Below are 25027 nucleotides of genomic sequence, written 5' to 3' on the forward strand. Positions count from 1 at the left end.
GGAGCATCAAATGACGCACAACACGGAAAGCGCCCTCTATATCGGCGGGGAATGGCAACAAGGTAAGAGCACGGTTGCCAACATCAACCCATCAAACATTCGCGAATCCCTTGGTGATTACGCGCAGGCAAGCGAAGCGCAAGTTCAGATGGCGATAGCGTGCGCCCGAGAAGCGCAGCCTACGTGGGAAAAAACGCCGTTGGAGCAAAAGCAAAAAGTGCTGCAAAACATTGGTGATGAGCTAATCGCTCGTTGCGATGAATTGGGACGCTTGCTGTCTTGTGAAGAGGGGAAACCCTTTGCCGAAGGGCGTGGTGAAGTGTATCGCGCAGGACAATTTTTCCAGTACTACGCAGCAGAAGTGCTTCGTCAGATGGGTGACATTGCAGAATCAGTAAGGCCGGGTGTGCAGGTAGAAGTGACCCGCGAAGCCGTCGGGGTGGTGGCGATTATCTCTCCTTGGAATTTCCCGACTGCAACAGCGTCTTGGAAAATCGCCCCTGCATTGGCGTTTGGTAACAGTGTGATTTGGAAGCCGGCCAATTTAACGCCAGCGAGCGCTGTGGCATTAGCGGACATCATTCATCGTTCAGGTTTGCCTTCTGGTGCGTTCAACTTGGTGTTGGGCTCTGGCGGCGACGTGGGCGACAGCTTGATCAATAGCCCTTATATCGATGCAGTGAGCTTCACTGGCTCAGTCGATGTAGGCCGAAAAGTTGCCGCAGCTACAGCCCCCAATTTCGTTCGTTGCCAGTTAGAAATGGGCAGCAAGAATGCCTTGGTTATTGCAGACGATGCTGACTTGCAAGTCGCGGTTGAAGCGACCATTGCGGGTTCGTTTTCGGGTACGGGTCAGAAATGTACTGCGTCATCGCGCCTTATCGTGATGGACAGCATTCACGATGCTTACGTGGATGCGCTGTCTCAGCGTATGGCTCAGTTAAAAGTGGGACATGCATTGGATGAAGGCGTGTTCATGGGGCCTGTGGTTGATGAAAAACAGCTGTCATCAAACCTCGCTTGGGTCGATCGTGCGAGAGAGCTGGGTGGTGAACTTGTCACTGGCGGCGAGCGTGTAACCCGCGAACATGAAGGTTTCTATATGTCGCCAACCTTGTTTATCAATACGCAAAACAACTGGGATGTGAATCAAGAAGAACTGTTCGCCCCGATGGCATGTGTTCAACGTGTTCATTCCCTAGAAGAAGCGATTGCTAACGCAAATGACACGCGCTTTGGTCTCACGGCAGGCATTGTCACCACCAGTTTGAAAAACAGCGCCTTGTTTAAGCAACAAGCTCAGACAGGGTGTGTGATGGTCAACTTGCCGACAGCAGGAACGGATTACCACGTGCCATTTGGTGGCAGAAAAGAATCGAGCTTTGGCCCAAGAGAGCAGGGTATGTATGCGCGTGATTTTTACACCATTGTGAAAACCGCATACCAACGCCCTTACTAATTTGGTCACCGTTACGCGTTTCGAGCAAGGAGTTTCCATGTATCAGAATGAAATCATCATCGACGGATTGCAGTACTGCCATTGGGATCGTGCCTATTTTCAGTCGCTACAACAAAGCGGTGTCACCGCGGTACACGCGACCTTGGTGTACCACGAGAATGCCAGAGAAACCTTGACCCGTTTTGCTGAGTGGAACCTGCTGTTTGAACGCAATGCGGATGTCATTATGCCTGTGATGACGATGGATGATGTGCGAGAAGCCAAGCGCCTGGGCAAAGTCGGCATCTTCTTTGGCGCGCAAAATTGCTCCCCGATTGATGATGAGATCGGTCTGGTTGAAGTGATGCGAAAGCAAGGTCTGCTGATCATGCAACTGACTTACAACAACCAAAGTTTGTTGGCGACAGGCTGCTATGAAAAGGATGACGCGGGAATTACCCGCTTTGGTAAGCAGGTTGTCGAAGAAATGAACCGTGTCGGCATGGTGATTGATATGTCCCATAGCTCGGAACGTTCAACGCTGGAGGCTGTTGATCTGTCCTCTCGCCCGATCTGCATCAGTCATGCCAATCCAACAAAAGCGCACTCCGCATTAAGAAACAAATCCTCAAAGGTTATTCAGGCGCTCACCGCGCGTGGGGGTCTATTGGGTTTTAGTCTCTATCCGTTTCATTTACCGGATGGAAGTAACTGCAGCCTAGATACGTTCTGTCAGATGATCGCCGACACCGCCAATGAGTTTGGTGTGGAGCATTTGGCAATAGGAAGTGATTTGTGTCTGAACCAACCACAAAGTGTGTTGGATTGGATGCGAAATGGTAAATGGTCGAAAAGCCCCGATTATGGAGAAGGCTCGGCTTCGAATGCTGGGTGGCCAGCGGCACTGCCATGGTTCCCAGACAGTAGTGGTATGAAAAATATTTATAAGGGATTGCGCGATATTGGGTTCAACGACGCCGAAGTCACCGCGGTGATGGGGCGAAATTGGCTCAACTTTTTAGAAGCGGGTTTAAAACCCACTCACTAACTATCGCAGTGCGGGTTTTGCCCGCTCACAAGGATTAAATACAGTCTGCTAAGACGTGGAGACAGATGATGTCTGATTTACTCAATACCGAGAAGACAACAGCGACGCAGAAAAAGCAAAGTGTTTGGGCCAAACTGGGGCTCGACAACCCCGTACTTTGGCTAAGTGGCGGCTTTCTTACCGCCTTTGTGGTGATGGCGTTGGTTAATAACCAACTGCTTTCTAGCATGGTCAATAGCGGTTTCAGTTGGAGTGTGAGAATCTTCGGCCCTTACTGGCAGTTGCTGTTGCTATTCACCTTTTTGATTGGCCTCGCCTTGGCGTTCAACCCGTCAACGGGCAAAGTGCGTCTAGGTGCAATGGATAAACCTGAACTCGATACGTTCAAGTGGCTGGCCATCATTCTCTGTACCTTATTGGCTGGCGGCGGTGTTTTCTGGGCCGCAGCAGAGCCGATTGCGCACTTTGTCAATCCGCCTCCGCTTTATGGTGTGCCGGAAGAAAACATTCAGCGCCAGGCCTTCAATGCGCTCGCACAGTCTTTCATGCATTGGGGTTTCCTCGCATGGGCGATTCTTGGCACCTTGACCACCATCGTGTTGATGCATCTTCATTATGACAAAGGCTTACCGCTTAAGCCTCGTACCCTGCTGTATCCTGTGTTTGGTGATCGCGCCATGACAGGTTGGTTAGGTGCTGTGATTGATGCGTGTTGTATCGTTGCTGTGGCGGCGGGCACCATCGGTCCTATTGGCTTTCTTGGCTTGCAAATCAGCTATGCCTTGAACGCATTGTTCGCGTTACCTGATGGCTTTACTACCCAATTTATTATCATTTTATGTGCCATCGCCATCTATACCATTTCTGCACTGAGCGGTGTGAACCGTGGTATCCAGATCCTAAGCCGATACAACGTTATCCTTGCCGTCGCGCTCATGATTTACATTTTATTGGTCGGGCCGACTGACTTCATCATCAATGGCTACGTGCAAGGCGTGGGCACCATGATAGACAAGTTCATTCCCATGGCCACGTTCCGCGGTGATATGGGATGGTTGAGCTGGTGGACGGTATTCTTCTGGGGCTGGTTCTTGGGCTACGGGCCGATGATGGCCATCTTCATTGCGCGAATTTCGCGAGGAAGAACCATCCGTCAGTTGATTGTCACCATCAGCATTATTGCCCCTTTGATCACCTGTTTCTGGTTCACCATTGTCGGTGGCTCCGGTTTGGCGTTCGAAATGGCAGAACCAGGATCGGTCAGTAAAGCGTTTGAAGGGTTTAATCTTCCTGCATCCTTGTTGGCGATTACGCAGCAGTTGCCATTCCCGACGTTGATTTCGATCTTGTTCTTGATTTTAACCACGGTATTTATTGTCACAACGGGTGACTCCATGACGTACACCATTAGTGTGGTGATCAGTGGGGATCTGAACCCGAATGGTCTAATGCGTACCTTCTGGGGTGTCATGATGGGGGCGACGGCCATCATTCTCATTTCGCTAGGTTCAGGTGGAGTGTCAGCGCTGCAATCATTCATTGTTATTACGGCTGTCCCCGTGTCTTTGATTCTTCTTCCTGCCCTTTGGAATGGGCCGAAAATCGCGTTGCAGATGGCAAAAGCGCAAGGGCTGGATTAACGCCAAGCTTGATATCTGATTCGACGCATTATCAGGACAACGCCAACTGGCGTTGTTCCCGATACTCTAAAAAGGCTGAGGAACGGCCTGTTTGTCACGTGATTGAGTATAGGTAAAGTGATGAATACAAATTCTGCCTTGGAAGCGACAACAGCACTGCGGGATCCTTCGATTGTGATGGATCCCCTTCGACTCGGGGCAATGCACCAAACACGCATCAGTTTTGTGCGTTCGCTACTTCGAAAAATGGCTAACGAAGAATGGACACTCTCGACAAAGCGATGGGATCTTGAGTCTGACGGTTTGGGCACGGCGATCTACGAATTGACGACCCCGACGCATACGTATCAACTTGTCGTATTTTGTGATGCGATTGAGGATGAAGAGCGAAACGATCGTGTCATAGCCGAAAAATGGGATGTGACGTTTGCCTTGATCAAAGGCCGCGTTAGTCAAAAAGGACTCGATCAATTGAGACAGAATGTGCCACTGCAAGAGGCGGGGCGTAACTCCCCGAAAGTATTGGTACTTTCCCGAGCAAATAAAAGCGTTCGGGTGTTTGATTCGTTGATATCGTCGCTCTCGAAAGGTGTTCAACCGGATCCAATAGAGATCGCAAAGGTTGGCTACATCCTGCGTACCACGGCGGTATATGGCAATGGTAAATTTGGCATTGCCGACTTTGAAACCTTACAAGACAATGCCGACTTCAACCTGTCTTTCAGTGCGCAGATGTGTGCAGTCTATTTGCTGCGCCAGTTCAGCTTGGACTGGGTACATTTCATTGCGGCGCAGCAAGGTGGCGACACAGCAGTGACACTAACACCCGCCTTACAACGCTACATTGGCATTGGTAACGCCACAGGTTTGGGGATGGCACCGTTTTTGATCACCCATCCTCGTGTGGTTGCTCAATGGATCACGCAACGCGAAATTGGGTTTGCAAGCATACTGGCTTTGGCTGTCGACCTTGAGCGATTGCATGGGGTTTGCCAACTGCTCGATAAAGCGAAGATCCATTTGTGCCAAGTTACAACGATTAATGATCAGCAAAGAACGCTCAACCAGCACAGCGTGTCTGAGCTGAATGATCTTATTCTACGTGTTCAAGATAACGCCGAAAGTGTGGCTCGTTGGGCTGAAGTGTACGCACTGTGTGCTGAGTGCAGCTTTGAAACGCAAGAGATATTTTTTAGTTGTATTATAGAGTTACACCCTGAACAGGTGGATGTGCTGGTTGATGATATGAATTGCGATCCGAGCCTTTCGCTCACACCGGGCGTGACTGTTAGCGAGATGATGTCGTTAATTGAAACGCGTTATCAGTGGGCGATCAATATCGATTTTTCAGCGCCTGATAACCAGTATTGGTTTTGGTATCGCTCCGTAGACAAAGAAGAACCACGACTCGCTGTGCGCGGAGATGAACCTGGCGAGGAAAACGAATTGGCGTTGGACATTGCTCGTCAAGTATCGAGACTCTATAGCTCGCTACAAGATAGCGATGGAAACGGGTCGCTCGCTCAGTTTTTGCTGATTCATCCAAAACTCAGAACCATTGCTCGACGCGTATGGACCATGGGCAATGTGCCAATGGGAGATATTCAGATCAACGCGCTAGCGCACGATATGCTGCCTATTCACCTTCTTAGGTGCAAACTTTCGATGTTTGGGGCAACCAAGTTCGACCCTCGTTCTGATCGCTGGGTGCGTGTCACGCTGTTCCAAGGTGCGCCGTTGTTTGCTGATTTGGCGTCTGATCATGAAGAAGAGAGCTGGCTGTTCCCTTTGCTACCCAACACGGTAGCGAGTAACGAGGAGCGCAGCCAATGAAGGTGTCACATAACGAACTCGTGACCTTGTGTGCCAAAGCCTATGACAGCTTAAAGCGAGAGTGTGGCGAAGCGGAAAACATCGCCAACATGGTCGTTGATTTAGAAATGGCGGGCATGAATGGCGTGGCACTGTTTCTGTCCGCGTTAACCTCCATTGAACAAGAAGGGGATTACCCTGTCGCATCGGTTGTGCAGGACGGAGAGACGATCATCGTTGACTTGTCAGGCGCTAGTTTGCTGTGTCATTTTCCTGCGTTGATTGATGTTGCGGTGGAACAGTTGATTGGCAATCAGCATGTGCAGCTTCATATTCGCCATTGTCGCAATAGATGGTTCGGGTTTAGCGAGTTGCTTAAGTTGGCAGGCAAGGGCTTGTCAGTGAGGGCGCAATGGGCAAACGGCGAGTCACCTGAGTTTGTTGACTGTGTTCACAATGCGGGATATCGCTACCCAGAGATCTATTTTGATAAACCTAAACAGCAATGGGTGAGTGAGTTACAACATCACGATTTGTTGATCGATATTCAGCTCGCGCCTTTTGACGACACGGTTTTTGACGGTGAACCAAGCATCAGCTCAGACATGCAAATTGCTGCCGAAGCGAAAGCATGGAAGAAAGGCATTAATGTCGATGAGAGCCACTGGCAGGCGCTGAAGAAGTATGTCGCTCGTGGGTTGGTGGAAAACAGTGAGCGGTCGTTGCAAGGCGCGGGTGAGTAGTTTATTAGCTTGATTAAAAACCACAACCACGAAGCAATCTAGCAAATAACCCGCTTAACCAATAAAAAAAAAGCCCTGATTCCGAATTCATCAAATCGATGACATGGACTCAGGGCTTTCTGTTTGCGCTAACTAATTATGTTGGCGCAAGAATGTGCTGCGTAGATTTACGCGCGGCTCATGAACTTGTGTTCAGTGGTGTTGATGCGAATTTTGTCGCCAATACCAATGTACTCAGGAACTTGAACAGTTAGGCCAGTTGAAACGGTAGCTGGCTTAGTGCGCGCACTTGCAGAAGCACCTTTGATAGACGGTGAGGTCTCGGTGATCACCATATCAACCGTTGAAGGCAATTCAATCGCAACAGGACGACCGCTAACAGTCAGAACCTGAATACCTTTAGTCTCTTCGTTGATGAACAGAAGTTCTTCAGCAATGGTTTCTTTGTTGAAGTGGTAAGGCGTGTAGTCTTCGCTGTCCATGAAGATGTACTCGTCACCATCGATGTATGAGAAATCTGCCGCGTGACGGCTGAAGTCTGCAAGGTTTAGCATGTCGTCAGCTTTGAAGCTTTCGTCAACTTTTGCACCTGTTGCTACATCGTAAAGACGCATTCTGTATAGGCTTGTACCTGCACGACCAGCAGGAGTTAGCTTAGAAATGTCTTTAACCGCAAGCACTTTGCCGCCATGTTCGATAACTGCGTTTTTTTTGATTTCACTTGCCTTTGGCATGGTCATTTTTCCAGTTTAGAAAATTTGGCAAGAAAATATCACGATTATGGATTTTCGCAAGTGGATATACCCAAACAACCTGAAGATGCAGGATTCAGCGAGCTTTACTGACGTTATGATCAAGGCGTCCCTTTGCCGATGTAGTGAGCTCCATCAAAAAGGGACAACACCGAGCATGGCGTCAGTAAACTCGCCCGAAGGGAGGCCCTCAGAGCGTCCACTTCATCGTTAAATTCCTGTGAAATAGAATGACTATTCCTACAAGAATTTGCCTCGAATTGAACACGCTGATGGCCTCTGAAATCGAGCATCTTCAGGTTGTTTGGGTATATATATCAAAATACCAACCCGTGTCTTTGCCTGTGAATGAGATTAGCGACCCGAATTTAGCTGACGTGAATGCACATATTGTCCCTTGAGGTGACGGCAAAACAACGTAGCAGAACTTGATCTGTTGATGAAAAACAGTGGACTATGGCGAACAAAGTGTTCGTGCCTATAACAACTTGATGGATAAGCCTGTGATAAAGAAACTAGAAAGCCACATTGTTTACCAGAACAAATGGATGAGCGTAAGAGAAGACAAAGTAGTGCGACCAAGCGGTGCTGAGGGAATCTACGGTGTGGTAGATAAACCGGATTGCGCAGCCATTCTCGCCATCGACAATGACAGAATTCATCTCGTACAACAATTCCGTTACACCGTTCAGCAACGTTGTTGGGAAATCCCTCAAGGGGCATGGGAATCAAACCCTGATGCGGATCACCTCGAATTAGCCAAAGGCGAATTGCGAGAGGAAACGGGCATGCAGGCAGAAAAAATGACTTATCTTGGCGCGCAGTTTGTGGCTTATGGGTTTCTTAATCAGACCTGTCACGTCTATTTAGCGACGGGATTAACTGATGTGGGTAAACAACTTGATACCGAAGAAGAAGACCTGATTTCAGCCTCTTTTGCTGTCAGCGAGTTTGAACAAATGATCATTGACGGAAAACTGAAAGATACGGTCACTATCGCAGCTTATGGCTTGGCAAAACTTAAGCGGCTTATTTAATTTATTTTTCTGATAGAAAACCTAAAAAACACAATCGATTGGATCGCAATAAATATGATGTTTATTGCGTCTATTTCATAAACTTTAGCGTCGAATAACTGTCACTCCCTCTGTCTTTTCCGTCATATAAATGACACCTCTTGCTTTCACTCCCAGAACAATTAAAAAATAGCGAATTCATTGAGTTATAGGAGTACGAAATCCAGATTGTTGCACGTATAATGTATGAAAAAATACACTGTAATCCAACGGCTCTTTTATATGGTCGAATGCGGAGCAGTCAATACACAATAACGCAGTAATAACACGCAATAAGAAGCTTTAGCGTAAATAAAACTGCGATCTTCTGGAAGCCCATAATGCTTAAAGCCCGTCTGGCAGTCTCTACTGCTTGTTTAAGCCTACTCATCTCTTCGCCCGTCCTTGCTGACGATGAACTTGCCGCGCTGTTAGACATGCCTTTTGAATCGCTCAGCGATACCAAAGTTGTTTCCGCTACGCGTACAGCACTCAGCCTGTCCGATGTGCCAGCGGCTGTTCATGTTATTACGGCAAAAGAAATCCAGCGCTCAGGCGCGCGTTCCGTGGCAGATGTGCTGGTGTTAGCGCCAGGCTTGCACGTTGCGAAATACTCTAACTACGACTGGGGTATTGCCGCACGTTCGCCCAATGAGACGTTAAGCAACACCATGTTAGTGATGGTAGATGGGCGCAGTGTATTTAACGGTATGTTCTCTGGCGTGGACTGGGATCTTATCCCTGTTAGCTTGGACAGCATCGAACGTATTGAAGTGGTGATGGGCCCTGTGGGCACTATTTGGGGCGGTAACGCTGTGAATGCTGTCGTTAACGTCATTACTTATGATGCAGAAGATGCGCCACGCAATAAAGTGTCAGCCTCTATCGGCAACTACAAATACAAGGAAGCACGGGTTCACCACGGTGGCCAAGTCACCGATAATCTTCACATGAGCGGGTACGCCGAGCTTGTCGAGCACATGCCATGGACCAGTGATGAAGATCGTGTTCAGCCAATACAGCATTTCCGCGTTCAGACTGAACGTTTTGGCGTGCGTGGTGACTATCAGAAAAATGACCGTGAAGTGTCGTTCCAGCTTGGCGGCATTCGTTCTCGCGAAGACTACAACTGGGGTTCTTATCAACCTCACTTTTTGAACCCAGGTGTTGATGGTCCAGATTACGTCAATTATGAAACTGAAATGCTGGCGGAAGAATATTTTGCTGGCGTTAAGTTCTTACAAGAATTAGGTGATTCCAAACAATGGGAGCAGCAATTCTGGCTAACGTATAGCAGTAGCGATAGCGCGGATCGTAATGCCTATTTCACCCGTATCGATTCGGAAACGCGCTATAGCGACAATAACGTGTGGGGTGGGCAGCTAACGGTTGGTTTTGACTATCGCGTAATTGACGAATATTTCCGACCATATGAACAGAGTGAAATCTATACCTCTCCGTACGTGCGTGTGGCAGACGAATCCGGTTTCGTGAATCAAAGCGCTGCGGCGTACTTCAACTATACCTATCCACTCACTGACACTACGTCATTGATGGTGGGTAACCGTTGGCAGTATTTCAATATGGTGAGTGAGACCTTCTCTCAGCCTCAAGTACGTGTCATGCAAGAGGTGGGTGACAATCAGCGAGTGTGGGCTGGTTGGGGCCGCGCGGTCGTGACACCTGCGCGTCAAGGGCGCACCACGGATTTCCATCAAAATGCCTATGGAAGCAACTTGGCATTTTGCGATCAAGGCACGCCACCAAACTGTATCCCGGTTGACTACCTTCAGATCGTTGAGAACCTTGGAAACGAAGATCTTCCAGTTCAGAACGTTGATACTTACGAAGTGGGTTACCGTTTCTGGCAAGGTAGCCGATTCCAGTTTAACGCTAATTTATTTTATAGCGAAGAAGACGGTATAACGGCTTGGCAGCTGATTAACTCTCAACGCGTATTACTTATTGGAGATTCATCACCTGGAACCGTAGCAACGGTCATCGACGTCTTCCAATATGAACATATTGCGCCGCTCAGTTCTCAGACCTACGGCGGTGAGTTGAGCATGAAATGGCAGCCATCTTCAGCGGTACAGGTGAATGCAAGTTACAGCTATCGTGAAATCAAAGCTGACTGTCACGGTGCTATCTGTTCTTCGACGGACGTCCCAATACGTTCTTACGAAAATGAACCTGTGCATTTAGCCAATGCCCAAATCATGTGGGACATCACGTCACAATGGTGGGTGAGCAACGTCATTAACTATGTGCATGCTAGCAATCCTGATGACCTGCTTCAGGATGACGAATTCTACGCGTGGCCAGAAGTGTTAACGTGGGATATGGTGATCGGATGGCAAGCATCTGAACACATGCCACTGGTTACTTTGAGCGCAGAAAGCTTGTTTAACGACCAAGTGAATGAGTATCCAGAAAGTTATGCTGGATTTAATAACGGCACACAATATTGGCTAGAAGTCGATTGGCAATGGAAATAAAGACAATTTGATTGGGTTGCGCTTTTGAATGATTGATTTGGCGAAACGTACTTTCTCGCGAAGAATAAGCTGGCTATTGCTGACGACAGTCATCATGGTCAGTTTAGGCGTGCGTGCGAACGAATTTCGTGATGAAGATTTGAAAGCGGTTTACTTATATCGCTTCGCATTTTTGATTGATTGGAAAACCCTTCAACCTAAATCTGGCCGCTATGAATTTTGTTCAGACAGCGACAACGAAGTCAGTCTTCGATTGAAAGACGTGATAGCGAAAAAACCAGAACAAGCGAAGTTTAATGATCTTGTACAACGGTATGAAACCGATTTGAACTGCCACATCATTTATACCGCCGAAACCTCGACGCAACACATCACGACATTACGCACTCAATTTCCTGACGCCTTGATTGTAGGCGAGGGGAATGAGTTTACTGCTAATGGTGGTATGGCGGCTTTTGTCAAAATGAATAATCGAGTTAGACCACTGATTAACCTTGGTAACTTGCGAGGCGTTGCTTTTTCGATGCGCTCTCAATTGTTGTCAATTTCGATCATTGAAGAAGGAGATAACGCATGATCCTTCGTTTTCTCAATAACCTTCCATTAAGAGCGAAGTTCATATTCCCGACGTGGGTATTGATGACATTCGGCTTGATTGTGTTGGGCAGTGCTGTCGATCACGCCGTGGTGCGATACTTAGAGAAAAGCCTCATCGACAGTTCGAAAGTGATGGCGATGTCTGCGGCAAGCAACTTAAATGCTGCGGTGGCATTTGGCGATGTGGAAACAGGACGTGAACAGCTTCATGCTTTGAGCGCTGATCCTGACCTTATCGCAGCGCGAGTCATGACCAATGAAAATTGGGAATTTGCCTCGTTCTCACGTCTGCCTGATGATTGTTATCGACAAGGTCAGCAAATCCTATGTGTGAACACAGCGGTAGAGAGAGTCTCTGCTGAAATTGTTCTCGGCGACGATAAGTTGGGGGAGATTTTCCTCATTGTATCGAGAGACAATATCGAGGAAGAGCGACGTGCGTTGTTGATGTATTTAGCCGCGGGCACGGCAGCTTTGTCTATCCTTTCCTTGGTCTTTGCGCAAATGCTTCACCGCATTGTTGCCTCTCCGTTGGCATCACTGCACCAATCAATGTCTGCGATTATTAGGCTTGGTGTGGTGAATCGGAGTATTCCGGTGAGACACAACGATGAGCTGGGTCAAGTGACTGCCTGCTTTAACGAAATGGTGACCAATCTTTCTGAGCGTGACGGTCAGTTGAAACAAACGCTGCAGGAACTTGAGAACAAGAGCCGATATATCAGCCAAGTTATGGATACCATGGACCAAGGTGTTATGGTTGTTGCGCCGGGAGACAACGTCACGTATTACAACCCTGCCGCAGAAAAGCAACTTCGCCGTTTTGGATGTGCGCCTACAGACCTAGAAAGCTTGTTGGATGTGCTTGAGCCCGCGGAAAATATGATTGCGATATCCAATGCGATCGATGCGCATTTACCACTTAAAAATGTGGAACTCTCGCACCCAAAAACGGGGCAGGTCTTTTTAATCAGCACGGATCCAATGGCAACTGCGCATCACTCATTACTGCAGTTTGAAGATGTGACGGCTCACCGCGAGTCTGAGCAGCGTCGAAAATTTGCTGAGATGATTTTTGACAAGAGCCAAAACGCCACCTTGGTGTTATCACGCTCACTAAAAATAAAAACGCAGAATACAGCGAGTATTCGCTTATTTGGTGAAAATCGAACGTGGGAAGAACTGGATGTTGATCATCGTTTCCGCGCTACTTTCAGCGAGATTAAAGCGTTAATTTCAGCAGGAAGCTACCAATGGCGAGGTACGTTGATGTCTGAGGCTGGCGATGATCTGCCATGCCAAATCACCGCTCAAACCTTGGTTAACCATCGCGGGAAAATCGATGGCTACGTCGTTTCAATTGTTGATCAGACCGTAGAGATGGAAATTAAGCGCCTGAATCACATCGCCAATCATGATTTATTGACGGGCTTACCGAATCGCGCACATGCGTTCGATAAGCTCTCTCGCGATCATGAGAAGGGACACAGTATGCATGTCCTGTTTATCGACTTAGATGGATTCAAAGCGGTCAACGATCAATTTGGACACAACATTGGCGATGAGCTTTTGAAAGTGGTGGCAAGTCGTATGAAATCGTGTCTGCCACGCAGTGATTTTGTTGCGCGTTTATCGGGCGATGAATTTCTCATTGCGATTCAGGACACGTCGTCGGTGGATAGCATTGTGAAGCGTCTACTCGAACGGCTGAGTCAGGAAATGGTGATCAACCAATGCAAGCCAAAGGTGAGTGCGAGTATCGGCATTCGTCGTTGGGCAGAGAATGATAATACATCGCTGGCGACGGTTATCGAGCAGGCAGACAAAGCGATGTACGGTGCTAAGGCCAATGGTAAGAATGGCTTCGCGCTGGCCAAAGAAGGTTCTTTAGCCAGCCAAGGTTCTTTAGCCAATCAAGATTCTCTAGCCAACCAAGGTTCGCTTGAGGCTTTCACCGAAGAGTGATGAAGAAAAGATAAGCGCCTATACCTAAGTAAACTGAATATGCTCGCTGAATCCTGCATCTTCAGGTTACTTGGGTATAGATGCAATGGCGCTTATCTAAATTGCGGCTAAGAACTGTTTTGGGTCAACTTAGCCAATGCGGAACACTCTGACGTTTCAACGTCTGATTCGAAAGCTTGGCAAGATAACGCTGTCATGCTTTTCAAACAGGATGTCGCCGCGGCATCAACCTTGTTGCTGAGGCTCATCACATCAAATTCGCCACGTATCTGCCGACACGCCGCCCCAATCATCTTCTCCACAAAGGCTTTGTTGCTTGAATCAACACCCTCACCACCCAGACTTTCAAGCGCACAAGATTGCATCTTGTCACACAACACCGATATCTGGTTATCAAGGGCTGGGCTGACAGCGGATTGAGCTGTAAAGCTCAAAAATAAGCTTAATAACATAGCGACTGACGCACCGTTTCGGGAGTGTTCTGCCATCCTACTTTTGGCTTCCTTTCTCACTGGCTGTCCCTATCTGAATGTCTACGCCATATCGTGAAATTAGCAGCGTTTTCGCTGCTACAAGGCTCACAAATGTAAGATTCAACCCTTATTTCCTAACCCTCTTTCATGCCAAAGGAAGTGACAAATATGCCACCGCGTATTCAGTGTGTGAACTCATACAAAACTCCTCTCGTCTCCATGCAAACTTTCTGTTACTTTCGATTTGTTGTTAGAAATATCCATAGGAAAAATAATGTCTATCGAAGGGGCACTGACGTTTACGTTAGCCATTTTCATTTTTGTATTAACGCCTGGTCCTGGCATCTTCGCGATTCTTGCACGCGCGATGGTGAAAGGTGCGCGAGGCTGTACTGCATTGGCTGCAGGAATGGTGGTGAGTGATTTGGTTTATCTCACTTTGGCGTGTTTTGGTTTGGCTACGATAGCGGAAAACTACTCTGAGTTGTTTACTGTCATTCGCCTTGCTGGTGCTGCCTATTTGATTTATCTCGGCTATAAAATGTTCCGTGCGCTGCCACAACTGGCAACCGTTTCGGGCTCAACCGAGGAGACAAGGAAAGGGCATGTTTCTGCCTTTGTTCAAGGCTTTCTAATTTCCGCATCAAACCCGAAAGTGATTCTGTTCTACATTGCATTCTTGCCGACGTTTATGGATTTAACGGTTCTCAGCATGGCTGATGTGGTGTTAGCTAACGTATTGGCAGCTATCGCACTAATGAGTGGTGCAATGCTGGTGGCCTTTGGCGCAGCGAAAGCCGCTAAACTGCTGAAAACTGAAAAAGCGGTGCGACGCATGAACCGCGGCGCTGGCTCAATCATGATTGGGGCAGGGGCGTACTTAGCGTTAAGCCGATAACGCATGATGTAATTATTGCGGTCAACTCAACGAAAAAAAAGCAGCGTTATCGCTGCTTTTTTTGTGCTTATGGAATAACAGCTTTTAGGCATCATGACTTGCCACATTTGACGATGCTAAGACGCTATCGAAGCCACTTGTGTGCTGTCTGGGCTGTCCAAAAAATGGTGAGATATTTGCGAAATAATAGCCGGTGAAATCAGTGGGTGAGAGCGACTCGTGGTCACCACCACAATATCGACCGCCGGCAAAGGGGGAAGATTGGCACTGGCGATGATTTGTAAGTCAGGTGGGACGCTGCCGGATGCCATGGCAGAAATCGCGAGATTGGCACGCGCTAAACCATGCAGGGTGGAAGCACTGGTGGTAAATGCAACCAAGTCCACCTCAATACCGAGCTTGCCTAATCCGTCTAATGCGGTGGAGTGAAACTTACAGTTTTTGTCGAACAACGCCACCGGTAAAGGGCGACGATTAAGTAAAGTCGCATCACTGCCGCTTACCCATACACCTTTGTCATGTTTGAGCAGCCAGCCTTCATCAGAATCTGGTGAGCGGGTAAGAATCGCCATGTCCAACTCACCGCTATCTAAGCGTTGTCTCAGGCGCGTGCTAGATGCACACAGAACATCAAAGGTTTGGTCACCAATCAGTGAGCGAAGCGCGTTAATAAATTCGGGTAATAAGGATTTGGCATAGTCATCAGGGCAGCCCAACCGGATAGGGCGTGACGTGTCTTCGCGCTTGAACGTATCGAGAGCCTCATCATGCCCAGCAACAAGGCGGCGCGCATGGCTGACAAGACGTTGCCCAGACAAGCTCAAGCTGAGAGGGCGCTTTTCACGATCAAACAGTGGGCTGTCTAACTCTTCCTCAAGCCGCTTTATTTGCATGCTGATCGCCGATTGCGTGCGGTGAATCTGCGCCGCTGCTCGGGTGAAACTGCCAGTGTCCACAATGGCTAAAAAACTTCTCAGTGAATCAATATCCATGCATCACTCGCTTATCTAAACCTTGCCTCGTTGTCGATAGTATCAACGATTCAAATATTAAGTATCAAGACTATGCGTTAGAAACCATCATCACAACCTTGCATACTGAACTCGTCCTAACCTATCTCACTGCAAAGGAATGTGCCATGAAACTCATCATTGCTAACAAAAACTATTCGACGTGGTCACTGCGTGGCTGGCTTGTATTACGTGGTTTCGACATCGAGTTCGATGAAATTGAACTTGAGTTATTTACAGACAATTTCTATGCAGAGATCGCCAAACACTCAGGCGCTGCAAAAGTCCCCGTATTGGTAGACGGTTCGATAGAGGTATGGGATTCGTTGGCGATTTGTGAGTACGTCAACGATCAATATCTGGCTGGTAAAGGCTGGCCTGCTGACGTTGCACAACGCGCCAAAGCCCGCGCTTTCTCCGCAGAAATGCATTCTGGTTTTATGGCTCTGCGTAATGAAATGCCAATGAACATTCGTGGGCGACGCAAAATCACACCGTCAGAGGCTTGCCAAAAAGACGTGGCCCGCATCGATGAGATCTGGGCGGGACAGTGGCAAGAATTCGGAAACAACGGCGGTTGGCTATTTGGCGAGTATTCCATCGCGGATGTCATGTTCGCGCCTGTTGTGTTGCGCTTTATCACCTATGGCGTGGCGCTATCTGATGATGCGCAAGCCTACGCCAATCATGTATTAAATCATGCTGCTTTACAGCAATGGATCGCTGAATCGAAATCTGACACCTCTGTGGTTGCCGAAGACGAAGCAGGCACAGAAATCGGGTAAACGCACAATTCGGCATCAATGAACGATGCCACCAGTTACCATACTTTTGGCGGGCGTTTGCCCGTCTTTTTTTGTTTGTTTATACCCAAGCAACTTGAAGATGCAGGATTCAGGTTGCTTGGGTATATATTCTCACCAAATCGAATATTTCTTTGATGTAACCCATATAAAATGCGCCGCGCTTCAGTTTAAGGTGTGCCTTCATCCCGTAGAAAAGAAGTTGCACTCTGATGACAAAGATTAATCAAGAAAGACTGGTTGAGCATTTTATTGAGCTAGTGAAAATTGACAGTGAATCTGGCAATGAAAAAGCCGTTGCTGAAGCACTGGCTGAACAACTGGGTCAAATGGGCTTCGCAGTGACTAAACTGCCTGTTCCTGACACCATTTCTAACGGTTTTAACATCTACGGAAAATTACAAGGCACGTTGGAAGGCAGCATTATTTTCAGCAGCCACATGGACACAGTCACTCCGGGCAACGGCATTGAGCCAATCATCGAAGATGGCATTATTCGTTCAAATGGCGAGACCATTCTGGGTGGTGATGACAAATCAGGTATTGCCGCGGTCATGGAAGCGGTGCGTTCTATTCAAGAAAGCGGTGACGCCCACAAAACGATTGAAGTGGCGTTCACGGTTTATGAAGAACTTGGCCTTGAAGGCGCGAAGCATTTCGACATCGGCATGATTGAATCACAACAAGCGATCGTGTTGGATTCAGGGGGCCCTATCGGCACCATCATCACCACTGCGCCGGGTCAACAAAGCCTGAAGATCACCATCAAAGGCAAACCAGCGCACGCGGGCTTGGCACCAGAAACCGGCATCAATGCACTGACCGTTGCCTCTGATGCGATCAGTAACATGACCCTGAGCCGTATTGATGAAGAAACCACCGCGAATATCGGTGTCGTGCGCGGCGGTCAAGCGACTAACATCGTGATGCCTGAGCTTTACATCGAAGCGGAAGCACGCTCGCTAGACGACAGTAAACTGGCGAAACAAGTTGAGCACATGGTGTCGACGTTTGAAGCCGCGGCTGAAAAGCACGGAGCTGGTATCCAAATCGAATCAACGCGTTCTTACAATGCTTACCGCATTGCTGATGACAACCCACACGTTGTTGCCATCAAAGCTGCGTTTGAATCGATTGGCATTGAGCCTGTGACCAAACCTACGGGTGGCGGTTCTGACGCGAACGTATTCAACGAGAAAGGTCTGCTGACGGTGAACATGTCTACTGGCATGGCAAAAGTCCACACCACGGAAGAATTCATTGCTGTGAGCGACCTTGTGTCTATCAGTGAATTTGTTCGTGCATACGTGACACGATAAGCATTGACAATAAATGAAAAAACCGCCGAGTTCTGGCGGTTTTTTTCTATCTAAATCAAAGTGATATGAGCCAATGAATCTTGATTTTTCTATTTGAACCAAGGGGTATAAACATTTTGGTAGAAAATATCGATGGCAACGAAGGCGAGCATGAGCGCCATTAACACGTTGAACACACGAAAATAGTTGGGCTGCCGAATACGACGACCTATCAAGCCGCCAATCACCGAATATGAGGTGGGTGCGCCAAAGGCCAAGATACTTAATACAAAAATCCAGAATAGGCTGCTTGTGCCATGAATACCCGCGGCAGGAAACTGAATGGTCACAATAGGCAATGTCGCAATAAGGCCTTTCGGATTGAGCAATTGCAGTACCAAGCCATCTTTGAATGTCAGTGAATCATCGATTTCCTTATTATCGATTTGCACCCGAGCGACCATTAACTTACTGGCAATGTAGAGAATATACCCACACCCCGCCGCGCTAACGAAAGGCAGCGAATCCTCCGTTACCAATGACCCTCCGACCACATTTAATGAAACAAACAGAATCAGCATGGCAATGGCGACGCCCGTAAAGTAAGGGAGGTTTTGTTTGGTTTTACCCTGAATACCGCCATTGAGGCCCAGTAGATTGACGGGGCCAGGCGAATACATAATGCCAATGGCGTAGGCGAAAATTTCTAGCATGGCAATGTAACCTCATTAATGAAGGCGAGAGAAAGCGTCCTCAGCGTGCGGGCTGAAGCAGAGAGTGTTGGATAATTGCTTTGTTATCAGTGGCTACGTAAAGCCGTCGCTCTGTTGTTGAGCTGATAGCGGGCTAAGCGCTAATCGAGGACAGGAGGCGGTAGTGCCCTCACTTGGAGTTGATATTGCTTCGGCGTCATACCAAATACTCGCTTAAAACGGCGGTTGAAGTGACTACTATCAGAGAAGCCAAATGCTTGCGCGACGTCGCTCGATTGCATACCAGATTCCAACGCCTTCCTCGCACCATTGATGCGGCAGTTGAGGACATATTGATGCGGAGTAATACCGAACTGTGCTCGGAAAAGGCGAATAAAGTGGAACTTAGACAAAGACGCCGCGTTTGCAATGTCATCAATGGAAATGTCTTTATCGATATTGGCTTGAATGAAATCTTTGGCGCGAAGCAGCAGGGTTTCTTGTCGTCGTGCTGGCACGACATCTTCAAGAAAACCCGAGCAGGAAACCATGGCATGAGAGAGTTGAAATAGCGCGGACTCTTGCTCGATCCGGTTACTTGTTGGGTCTTTAATCAGAGACGACATAATCAATGCTTGGTTGCGCAGTGCCATGCTGTCGATGAGACAGCCGTCAATGCGCAGGCTGGATGGGTCTTTAACCCCAAGCGCTTTGAATTGGCTTTCGACACTGCTTGGGTGCACATACAGCATTAAATATTCAAGATCTTGCTGCCCACCTGACTGCCCATCATGAACATCTTCAGGATTAAAGAGCAACACCGAACCTGCAGGGTTCTTGTGGTATGCCCCCTGACAGAAGAAATCTTGCCGACCTTGCAAGGTCACCCCAATCGAAAATTCTTCATGGGCGTGTTTGTCGTAGGAGAAATCACACATATTTGCGTCAAGCACAGACACACCATCAAGGTGTTGGCTTTGAGCAAATTGAAAATGATTTTGTGTCGTCATGGTGATTCCCCCCCGTTACTTACTTAACATCTTTGCAAAGTATATGTATCGAAGGGAACCAAAACTTGAACAAAATTGCTTGATTGAGAGAGAGGTTACTTGGGTATAAACGATCTATTCCGATAAGTTGATTGATTGAACCTCTTCGGGCGGAAGGGATATTTGTCGTAAATGCTGGCGTATTTCTTTTGCCGCAGAGTCGGTGAGAATCACGTTCATTGCGCATAAGAAAACGACCGAGCCAGCCAGCCCTGCGGAGAAAAACGCACCTGAGCCAAGAAACATAAAGCACTGAACCACAAATATCACAGCGCAAAGCAGTTGCCCGATCTGATTGTAGGTTACGGCAAGGGTGTCTTTGGCTTTGTCGTGTTTGATGGTGATGGGCAACACCGCCCATCCTGAATGCACACGGACATTGCCGTCTTTCATTGTTGCGTTGAAGCCATTGTTATTCAGAAGGTCAGAAAGTGCGTCTAACTGCATTAAATACCGCCAATACTGTCGGTGTGCCCAAATGTTGAACCACAGCATGTGCACTGTTCATAAGAGCTGCCGAGCATTAAATCCATTGAGTTCGAAAGAACAATCGTAGCGCGTTGAAAGAGCGTGCTGTCTGGCGAGATCTTTCGCGGCTCAAGTTGAATGTGCGTGTGTGGCGTTACCTGTCCACAGTCATCACAGTAAAGCGTGTGGTTTTGTTCTGCCATGTCGCCCTCCTTGGTTTCCCTGTCAGAATCCCGTGCTGCAACTTGAAACGGAATAGCTTGTTTCTGCTGCTTGGGTGGTTTCAGACTACGGTTTGGGAACCGGAAGGGTAGTGAAAGTGGGTTGTTTTGCGATCTTGGTCAACCTATTGCCAGTGGTTTGATGCGGTTTTAATCATTATCAACCAGCAGAAACAGTGAAAGAATTTACCTCTAAGCTTCGTGTAAGAAGGAAGTGGGGGCTGTTTTTTGTTCAAATACTGTTGACCCGCCTATTGGTACAGGCGTTACATTTTGGATCTGCCATCGTTAATGGTTGCAGGTTTGGCATAACCCAATAGAGAGGTATGAATTGATGAATACGAAATCAACGACAACGGCACAGATACTCTTGGAACAAACACTCACTGTCAGCCGCACGCACAAGATCATCGTGGATTTTCCTCTTCACCAAGCAGCAAGGCTTTTCACCGCGCAAGGTGAAGTGCTTTGGACTCCGAATTGGTTACCCATTCTTATCAAAGGTGACGGTTTCCATACCGGGGATACGTTTTTGAATGCCTCCGATAACAATACGATATTTGTCGTCACTGATTACAACGAACAGAATGGCCACATTGGATATGTCCGAGTTGCAGAAGGCGTCAGCGTCGCGACAATTGACATCAATATTGATTCAAAAGGCGAATCGTCGTCCGTTGAAATCACTTACACCATGACCGCGTTAAACAAAGAAGCCAATGACAGTGTTGCCAAACTGACCGATGATGCCTTTAAACAAGAGATGTTGAATTGGGAAATGTGGATTCACTCAGCGGACACAGAAATAAAAGCATGGCTAGAAACGATGTGATTGGCGTTAATCGAAAACCGATGGTTAAAGAGTGAAAGGTTGGGGGGGGGGAATATAGAGCCAGACAGGTGTGGCTGGCTCGAATAGGGGTATTTTCAGTAAGAAATGACAGACAGAAAAATGTTAATTCATCAGTTGGTTTTAAACATGTCAAGGATCGCGAGCTGTGAAATTGCATTAAGAGCATTCTTGCAGTTTGGAGTGTCTGCAATTCGTGCATCATTTTTACACTCTTCAACTTTCACTTTCATTGCATCGACATTGCTCATGTACCAATCCCTGTCTCGAGGTACCTCATCTTCAGCGCAACCAGAAACAACGAAAACCAATAAAGGTAAGGCATATAGTTTCATTTTTAAGACCTCATTAAATTCAATCTGGAAAATACTGAGAGAAGTTGATTTTAAGAGGAAATAATCCTCTGTTTTTTGCGTGGTGGAAAGGTGACCTATGTAAATGACTTAATTCATTTTGGTTAAAAATGCGCGCCATTTGGTGTTGAGGAATAGGATTACGAATCACATATGAAAAGAAGTGGCTGGTGTTCACTGATTTTAAAAATGAAACACGGACAGGCACTTTAAAAGGCAGAAAACTCCAGTTTAGACTGTCTTAGCATTGGGGGAAGTGGACACATTGTAACCCTCGATCAAAAAAACGGAGGGTGTTCCTCCGTTTAAGTTGCGCTTGATCTTATTCTGGCACTACGGCTGCCTGACACCCCACCTTGACCACTTTCCCGCCGTGCTGATGGGTGTAGCCTTTCGCATCCGAAACTGAAGAGAACCAGTGAACCAAGTAACCGGCATCTAGCTGTTCAGTGCTATAGGGGAGAATGGTGCCTTGCGGCGCTGCGGATATGATTTTTTTAAAGTCCGCCCAACAGCTTTCACCATTCTCGGCTGCCAGCATATGAAGTAGATGTTTACGTTGAATGGTCGCAGAGTGACGCTTGAGTTCTGGCAAGGTGATATTGGTTAATACCTTGGATTCAAGCAAACGCCTAAGTACCGGCAGAGATTGCGCCAGTGAATCAGATTGAGCTGCTTTTTGTAGAAACTTGGCTTCGCGAAGCCACAATTTAAGATCGGAATCGTCTTGATGACGCATATCGTCCTCCTTGTATACAACCTGCTCGCTATTGGTTGTGGGATGATATGCAAGTGAAATGCTTGCTAATTCTAGTTTATACGTTGGTACGATTGCTTTTGCGAGGCAGGTTTCCAACTAACCTAATTGAAGGGTACTACTGTAACCTTCATTTATCAACTGTGGCTATTGTTCCTTTAATTTGTCTTTGCATCAATAGATTAGGAACCGATTTCCGCCAACCCGCCATCCAATATCCGAACGAAACCCATTGCAATGACGGAGGCCAAAATGGCTGGTCGACGTTCATCATTATCACTGAATCACTGACATTTCGACGTCAATAGTCGTGCGCACAAAAGCTGATTTTGATTAAAGCAGTTTAGGAACGTCCCGAGTTAACACGGATTCCGGTCTTTAAAATGGCGTAATTCAAAGGTCTGCTTTCTCTCAATTCTAACGTTGTACCGTCCGATTTTGTTGCTCAAACATGCCTGTAATGTGATTATAAAGTCCTCATGTCAGCGTTGGCTTTGTTTCTATGAATATCACTTATGACCAAGTTGAAGCGTTTATTGCCGTTGCGGATAGTGGCTCGTTCAGCGCTGCTGCCAAACAAATTGGGAAACACCGAACAACATTGGGGCAGACGATTGCGAACCTCGAAATCGAGATTGATTTAGTGCTGTTTGATCGAAGCGGTCGCTACCCATCATTGACGTCTGATGGAGAGAAAATATACCAACAAGCGAAAGCGCTAGCTGTTGCCTCAAGTGCTTTTGAGCAACTCTGTTTGTACCAATCAAAGGGCGTAGAAACAGAGCTGAAAATCTACTATTCAGAGCAGCTGCCTGCCCAAATCATTGTCGATACCATGATTCAATTGAGACAGCATTATCAACAAGTGCGTGTTCACTGGTTAAAAGACAGTAATGACAACATATTGAAAATATTAAGCAATAGAGAGGCTGACCTAGCTTTGGTTGTTAACCCAATGGGTGATTCGGTAACATCACTAGATTTTACCTATCTGTTTCAAATGCCTTATACCCTGTGCGCAAGCAAAGACTTTATTCGCCGTCACAGACCTCAAGGCATGGCCAGCTTGCAGCATTTACATCAGCTCGTGCTCAAAGACTACTATCACAGTGGCGTAGCAAAAACCGTGTGTACCTCCAATCAGGTGCAGGTGTTTGATAGCTTGCCAACATTGGTCAGTTTACTTAAATCAGGCGAGGGATGGGCCATGCTGCCTTCGCACTCAGTCAGTGACGATATTGCCGCTAAACACCTAGACGTCATTCCAATCAAAGAACTCAATAATACGTTACGATTTCCCGTTATCTGCTGGCAGGCGTCAAAGTCGATGGGCCCCGTTGCGTCGTTCGTTATTGAGCAAATTAAGCAGCGAGTAAATAAATATGAGCTAATGTGATGGCTTTTCCATCATGATGCGAGTTTGGTAATTTTCAACTTACCCATACTATGTTCCTCAACGAAACAACAATTTTGGTGGGACTTAATATGATGAAATTAAAACCTCTTGCGCTTGGTATTTTAATGGCGGGTTTGACGGCTGGCGCAGCACATGCCTGTACTTCTGTTGCATGGAACACCGAAGACCATGGCACCATTACGTCACGTACAAACGATTGGATGGAAGCAACTAATCCCCGTTTAGGTGGCATTGTAAAAGGCGAGACTCGCTATATCCAAGGTCCAAGTGCGGGTATAGATTACACCGTGAAATATGATGTGGTCGCGGTACTTCCATACGGCTTGGATCTGGTACATGACGGCGTGAATAGTGAAGGTCTTCAGGTCAACACGCTTTACTACCGCCCGATGACGATGGACGCGGTATCAAAGTCTAGTCAAATCTCACAGCTGACGTTGAGTGAATATATCATCACTAACTATGCCTCTGTTGCAGAAGCTGTTGAAGCCTTACCAACGCTTGATTACGGTTACCTAAAGTTAGAAGGAATGCCCGCTGATATTGTCCTGCACTGGTCAATTACGGACAAAAGTGGCGACCGAGCAGTGATTGAAATGGACCCTGATGGGCTAAAAATTTACCGTGGGGAAGAGGCCGCGGTCATGACAAATGACCCGTCAATGCAAGAGCACATCGACAATCTAAAAGAGTTGACCCCAAAGTGGGAATCGGCGGACCGTAATCTGACATTCGGTTCAAATGGTAATAGTGCATCACGCAGCCGTTTTGTTCACGCAAGTTACTTCCTAAGCCAGCTAGACGAGCCAAGCAGTGCATTCAACGGCATGATGAAGCTCTCGACTGTACCTTACAGAGTACCGGCAGATGCACCTTATATGGATTTTGGTGAGGGCATGACAGGTTATGCGACCGAGTGGACTCTCTCACAAAGCCTAGAAACCGGTGACAGTGTCTTTGAATATAATTTTGGTGAGAACTGGAACACTGTGCGTTTCAATGTGTATGAGTTGATGGGAACATCTTTTGAAGCATCACTCATTGAGTCAGATATGGGGCAATTGGACGTGGTAGAGAAGTAACGCGTTAGCCATGGTAGCCAGGCATTGTTGGATACGATGCCTAGCTATCTAACCGCGATTATAGAGTGTAGGTAAACGTCACTCGGTGATGCATAGACGAGCGTCAAC

At 47.4% G+C, this 25027-nt stretch carries 24 protein-coding genes; 15 read left to right on the top strand and 9 right to left on the bottom strand.

The annotated features are described in order from the left end of the window. Window positions 1-10 precede the first annotated feature (10 nt). From Q365_RS0103350 to Q365_RS0103370, 5 genes are all read left to right on the top strand, one after another. Window positions 11-1459: an aldehyde dehydrogenase family protein gene (locus tag Q365_RS0103350; protein WP_028022017.1), complete on the top strand. Its 1449-nt coding sequence runs from the start codon at window positions 11-13 to the stop codon at window positions 1457-1459. A gap of 37 nt (window positions 1460-1496) precedes the next feature. Beyond that, complete coding sequence (locus Q365_RS0103355) at window positions 1497-2486, top strand: membrane dipeptidase (protein ID WP_028022018.1); 990 nt, start codon at window positions 1497-1499, stop codon at window positions 2484-2486. A 68-nt stretch (window positions 2487-2554) separates the two neighbouring features. Further along, window positions 2555-4126, top strand: a complete 1572-nt coding sequence (locus Q365_RS0103360) for a BCCT family transporter (RefSeq protein ID WP_028022019.1) — start codon at window positions 2555-2557, stop codon at window positions 4124-4126. A gap of 120 nt (window positions 4127-4246) precedes the next feature. Next, window positions 4247-5959, top strand: a complete 1713-nt coding sequence (locus tag Q365_RS0103365) for a hypothetical protein (RefSeq protein WP_028022020.1) — start codon at window positions 4247-4249, stop codon at window positions 5957-5959. Continuing rightward, window positions 5956-6681 carry a DUF3726 domain-containing protein gene (locus Q365_RS0103370; RefSeq protein WP_028022021.1) on the top strand — a complete coding sequence of 242 codons (726 nt, stop codon included), beginning with the start codon at window positions 5956-5958 and terminating at the stop codon, window positions 6679-6681. Before Q365_RS0103365 ends, Q365_RS0103370 begins: the two co-directional genes overlap by 4 nt. 167 nt (window positions 6682-6848) lie before the next feature. Here Q365_RS0103370 and efpL read toward each other — a convergent pair whose 3' ends face one another. Further along, on the bottom strand, window positions 6849-7415 hold the full coding sequence (gene efpL, locus Q365_RS0103375; RefSeq protein ID WP_028022022.1) for an elongation factor P-like protein EfpL: 567 nt from the start codon (window positions 7413-7415) through the stop codon (window positions 6849-6851). A 509-nt stretch (window positions 7416-7924) separates the two neighbouring features. Here efpL and Q365_RS0103380 point away from each other — a divergent pair. From Q365_RS0103380 to Q365_RS25335, 4 genes are all read left to right on the top strand, one after another. Further along, on the top strand, window positions 7925-8470 hold the full coding sequence (locus Q365_RS0103380; RefSeq protein WP_035024446.1) for an NUDIX domain-containing protein: 546 nt from the start codon (window positions 7925-7927) through the stop codon (window positions 8468-8470). Between the two features lie 359 nt (window positions 8471-8829). Then, window positions 8830-10986 (top strand): TonB-dependent receptor plug domain-containing protein, encoded by a 2157-nt coding sequence (locus Q365_RS0103385; protein ID WP_028022024.1) that lies wholly within the window; start codon window positions 8830-8832, stop codon window positions 10984-10986. A 28-nt stretch (window positions 10987-11014) separates the two neighbouring features. Next, a complete protein-coding gene (locus Q365_RS0103390; protein ID WP_028022025.1) occupies window positions 11015-11563 on the top strand; it encodes a YfiR family protein in 549 nt (182 codons plus the stop codon). Then, complete coding sequence (locus Q365_RS25335; RefSeq protein ID WP_081796124.1) at window positions 11560-13548, top strand: diguanylate cyclase domain-containing protein; 1989 nt, start codon at window positions 11560-11562, stop codon at window positions 13546-13548. The genes Q365_RS0103390 and Q365_RS25335 overlap by 4 nt, the downstream gene beginning before the upstream one ends. Before the next feature lie 107 nt (window positions 13549-13655). On the opposite strand, the gene Q365_RS0103400 is transcribed toward Q365_RS25335, so the two are convergent. Further along, on the bottom strand, window positions 13656-14036 hold the full coding sequence (locus tag Q365_RS0103400) for a hypothetical protein (protein WP_028022026.1): 381 nt from the start codon (window positions 14034-14036) through the stop codon (window positions 13656-13658). 259 nt (window positions 14037-14295) lie between these two features. Here Q365_RS0103400 and Q365_RS0103405 point away from each other — a divergent pair, with 259 nt between their 5' ends. Next, window positions 14296-14919, top strand: coding sequence for a LysE family translocator (locus Q365_RS0103405; protein WP_028022027.1), 624 nt, complete (start codon window positions 14296-14298; stop codon window positions 14917-14919). 116 nt (window positions 14920-15035) lie between these two features. Here Q365_RS0103405 and Q365_RS0103410 read toward each other — a convergent pair whose 3' ends face one another. Then, window positions 15036-15911, bottom strand: coding sequence for a LysR family transcriptional regulator (locus Q365_RS0103410; RefSeq protein ID WP_028022028.1), 876 nt, complete (start codon window positions 15909-15911; stop codon window positions 15036-15038). Between the two features lie 146 nt (window positions 15912-16057). Here Q365_RS0103410 and Q365_RS0103415 point away from each other — a divergent pair, with 146 nt between their 5' ends. Next, window positions 16058-16714: a glutathione S-transferase family protein gene (locus Q365_RS0103415; protein ID WP_028022029.1), complete on the top strand. Its 657-nt coding sequence runs from the start codon at window positions 16058-16060 to the stop codon at window positions 16712-16714. A 230-nt stretch (window positions 16715-16944) separates the two neighbouring features. Then, window positions 16945-18051: a M20/M25/M40 family metallo-hydrolase gene (locus tag Q365_RS0103420; RefSeq protein ID WP_028022030.1), complete on the top strand. Its 1107-nt coding sequence runs from the start codon at window positions 16945-16947 to the stop codon at window positions 18049-18051. Between the two features lie 89 nt (window positions 18052-18140). Here Q365_RS0103420 and Q365_RS0103425 read toward each other — a convergent pair whose 3' ends face one another. The 4 genes from Q365_RS0103425 to Q365_RS0103440 form a co-directional block, all read right to left on the bottom strand. Beyond that, complete coding sequence (locus Q365_RS0103425) at window positions 18141-18743, bottom strand: LysE family translocator (RefSeq protein ID WP_028022031.1); 603 nt, start codon at window positions 18741-18743, stop codon at window positions 18141-18143. Window positions 18744-18883: 140 nt separating this feature from the next. After that, complete coding sequence (locus tag Q365_RS0103430; protein WP_028022032.1) at window positions 18884-19732, bottom strand: AraC family transcriptional regulator; 849 nt, start codon at window positions 19730-19732, stop codon at window positions 18884-18886. Between the two features lie 114 nt (window positions 19733-19846). After that, window positions 19847-20218: a hypothetical protein gene (locus tag Q365_RS0103435; RefSeq protein WP_028022033.1), complete on the bottom strand. Its 372-nt coding sequence runs from the start codon at window positions 20216-20218 to the stop codon at window positions 19847-19849. Then, a complete protein-coding gene (locus Q365_RS0103440; RefSeq protein WP_028022034.1) occupies window positions 20218-20442 on the bottom strand; it encodes a hypothetical protein in 225 nt (74 codons plus the stop codon). Before Q365_RS0103440 ends, Q365_RS0103435 begins: the two co-directional genes overlap by 1 nt. A 352-nt stretch (window positions 20443-20794) precedes the next feature. On the opposite strand from Q365_RS0103440, the gene Q365_RS0103445 reads away from it, so the two are divergent. Further along, window positions 20795-21292: a hypothetical protein gene (locus Q365_RS0103445; RefSeq protein ID WP_028022035.1), complete on the top strand. Its 498-nt coding sequence runs from the start codon at window positions 20795-20797 to the stop codon at window positions 21290-21292. Between the two features lie 131 nt (window positions 21293-21423). On the opposite strand, the gene Q365_RS27405 is transcribed toward Q365_RS0103445, so the two are convergent. Both Q365_RS27405 and Q365_RS0103455 read right to left on the bottom strand, forming a co-directional pair. After that, window positions 21424-21645 carry an EexN family lipoprotein gene (locus tag Q365_RS27405; protein WP_035024317.1) on the bottom strand — a complete coding sequence of 74 codons (222 nt, stop codon included), beginning with the start codon at window positions 21643-21645 and terminating at the stop codon, window positions 21424-21426. 340 nt (window positions 21646-21985) lie between these two features. Next, window positions 21986-22402, bottom strand: a complete 417-nt coding sequence (locus Q365_RS0103455) for a hypothetical protein (protein WP_028022036.1) — start codon at window positions 22400-22402, stop codon at window positions 21986-21988. Window positions 22403-22922: 520 nt separating this feature from the next. Here Q365_RS0103455 and Q365_RS0103460 point away from each other — a divergent pair. Then, a complete protein-coding gene (locus Q365_RS0103460) occupies window positions 22923-23816 on the top strand; it encodes a LysR family transcriptional regulator (protein ID WP_028022037.1) in 894 nt (297 codons plus the stop codon). 89 nt (window positions 23817-23905) lie between these two features. Then, on the top strand, window positions 23906-24919 hold the full coding sequence (locus tag Q365_RS0103465; RefSeq protein WP_245621481.1) for a linear amide C-N hydrolase: 1014 nt from the start codon (window positions 23906-23908) through the stop codon (window positions 24917-24919). The last annotated feature ends 108 nt before the right edge of the window (window positions 24920-25027 follow it).

This window comes from Enterovibrio calviensis DSM 14347 (assembly GCF_000621165.1).
Taxonomy (GTDB): domain Bacteria; phylum Pseudomonadota; class Gammaproteobacteria; order Enterobacterales; family Vibrionaceae; genus Enterovibrio; species Enterovibrio calviensis.

Excerpts from the sequence above, each read along its gene's own strand:
- Q365_RS0103445 (WP_028022035.1), top strand. The coding sequence starts at position 20,795 with ATGAATACGAAATCAACGACAACGGCACAGATACTCTTGGAACAAACA.
- Q365_RS0103365 (WP_028022020.1), top strand. The coding sequence starts at position 4,247 with ATGAATACAAATTCTGCCTTGGAAGCGACAACAGCACTGCGGGATCCT.
- Q365_RS0103425 (WP_028022031.1), bottom strand. The coding sequence starts at position 18,743 with ATGCTAGAAATTTTCGCCTACGCCATTGGCATTATGTATTCGCCTGGC.
- Q365_RS0103415 (WP_028022029.1), top strand. The coding sequence starts at position 16,058 with ATGAAACTCATCATTGCTAACAAAAACTATTCGACGTGGTCACTGCGT.
- Q365_RS0103355 (WP_028022018.1), top strand. The coding sequence starts at position 1,497 with ATGTATCAGAATGAAATCATCATCGACGGATTGCAGTACTGCCATTGG.
- Q365_RS0103455 (WP_028022036.1), bottom strand. The coding sequence starts at position 22,402 with ATGCGTCATCAAGACGATTCCGATCTTAAATTGTGGCTTCGCGAAGCC.
- Q365_RS0103460 (WP_028022037.1), top strand. The coding sequence starts at position 22,923 with ATGAATATCACTTATGACCAAGTTGAAGCGTTTATTGCCGTTGCGGAT.
- Q365_RS0103430 (WP_028022032.1), bottom strand. The coding sequence starts at position 19,732 with ATGACGACACAAAATCATTTTCAATTTGCTCAAAGCCAACACCTTGAT.
- Q365_RS0103360 (WP_028022019.1), top strand. The coding sequence starts at position 2,555 with ATGTCTGATTTACTCAATACCGAGAAGACAACAGCGACGCAGAAAAAG.
- Q365_RS0103350 (WP_028022017.1), top strand. The coding sequence starts at position 11 with ATGACGCACAACACGGAAAGCGCCCTCTATATCGGCGGGGAATGGCAA.
- Q365_RS0103390 (WP_028022025.1), top strand. The coding sequence starts at position 11,015 with ATGATTGATTTGGCGAAACGTACTTTCTCGCGAAGAATAAGCTGGCTA.
- Q365_RS0103420 (WP_028022030.1), top strand. The coding sequence starts at position 16,945 with ATGACAAAGATTAATCAAGAAAGACTGGTTGAGCATTTTATTGAGCTA.
- Q365_RS0103440 (WP_028022034.1), bottom strand. The coding sequence starts at position 20,442 with ATGGCAGAACAAAACCACACGCTTTACTGTGATGACTGTGGACAGGTA.
- Q365_RS0103380 (WP_035024446.1), top strand. The coding sequence starts at position 7,925 with ATGGATAAGCCTGTGATAAAGAAACTAGAAAGCCACATTGTTTACCAG.
- Q365_RS0103405 (WP_028022027.1), top strand. The coding sequence starts at position 14,296 with ATGTCTATCGAAGGGGCACTGACGTTTACGTTAGCCATTTTCATTTTT.
- Q365_RS0103410 (WP_028022028.1), bottom strand. The coding sequence starts at position 15,911 with ATGGATATTGATTCACTGAGAAGTTTTTTAGCCATTGTGGACACTGGC.
- Q365_RS0103385 (WP_028022024.1), top strand. The coding sequence starts at position 8,830 with ATGCTTAAAGCCCGTCTGGCAGTCTCTACTGCTTGTTTAAGCCTACTC.
- Q365_RS0103400 (WP_028022026.1), bottom strand. The coding sequence starts at position 14,036 with ATGGCAGAACACTCCCGAAACGGTGCGTCAGTCGCTATGTTATTAAGC.
- Q365_RS0103435 (WP_028022033.1), bottom strand. The coding sequence starts at position 20,218 with ATGCAGTTAGACGCACTTTCTGACCTTCTGAATAACAATGGCTTCAAC.
- Q365_RS25335 (WP_081796124.1), top strand. The coding sequence starts at position 11,560 with ATGATCCTTCGTTTTCTCAATAACCTTCCATTAAGAGCGAAGTTCATA.
- Q365_RS27405 (WP_035024317.1), bottom strand. The coding sequence starts at position 21,645 with ATGAAACTATATGCCTTACCTTTATTGGTTTTCGTTGTTTCTGGTTGC.
- efpL (WP_028022022.1), bottom strand. The coding sequence starts at position 7,415 with ATGCCAAAGGCAAGTGAAATCAAAAAAAACGCAGTTATCGAACATGGC.
- Q365_RS0103370 (WP_028022021.1), top strand. The coding sequence starts at position 5,956 with ATGAAGGTGTCACATAACGAACTCGTGACCTTGTGTGCCAAAGCCTAT.
- Q365_RS0103465 (WP_245621481.1), top strand. The coding sequence starts at position 23,906 with ATGATGAAATTAAAACCTCTTGCGCTTGGTATTTTAATGGCGGGTTTG.